This window comes from Sedimentibacter sp. B4, from assembly GCF_000309315.1.
Classification (GTDB): domain Bacteria; phylum Bacillota; class Clostridia; order Tissierellales; family Sedimentibacteraceae; genus Sedimentibacter; species Sedimentibacter saalensis.
On the sequence record NZ_CANG01000354.1, the window covers coordinates 1 to 586 of the forward strand.

A 586-nucleotide genomic window follows, 5' to 3' on the forward strand; every position below is an offset into this window, starting at 1 on the left:
TAGGCCACCTCAAGGTAGGTGGAGTGCTCTGCGAGCTCCGCGATCGGGTAGCCCCGATACTCGAGGACGCCAGCCTCTCCGTCGATGTAGGTGATCGAGGAGTGGCAGGCCGCGGTGTTCATGAAGCCGGGGTCGAAGGTGGCCAGTGGCTCGCCGTCGATGTCGAATTGGCGCAACTCGGTGGCCCTGATCGTGGCCTCGGTGATCGCCAGTTCGGCCTCGGTGCCCGAAGCCGGGCGTCGGATCTGCAGGATGTCTGCCATGCACGCACCCTAGAGACTCCGCCCCGGTCAGCGCGGGCGTCTCGGTCATCCGCAACCCGAGCGCACCACGGGTCGATCTGCTAATGCGCGCCGTCCGATCGGGCCGCGGTCGTTGGTCACACCAGCGCCGCCCCGTCCCCCGGATAACGAATCCGTTGCGCTCGGCGGGGGGCGTCCCGCGCGGGGTGACCCTGCCCGTAGCGTGAGCACATGCTGCGGGGTAGGGCCGCCTGGGTGGGGCGGCCGTGGTTCATCGTCGCCGTCGTCGTCCTGGCGTTCAACGACCACGTGCTCAAGGGCGTGTGGCCGGGATGGGTGAGCGG

General features: G+C 68.9%; 1 protein-coding gene. It reads right to left on the reverse strand.

Annotation, left to right across the window (positions count from 1 at the left end; genetic code table 11):
• The coding region (locus tag BN358_RS23440) for a citrate/2-methylcitrate synthase (RefSeq protein ID WP_304412786.1) at nucleotides 1-263 on the reverse strand (263 nt) is incomplete at its 3' end.
• Nucleotides 264-586 lie beyond the last annotated feature (323 nt).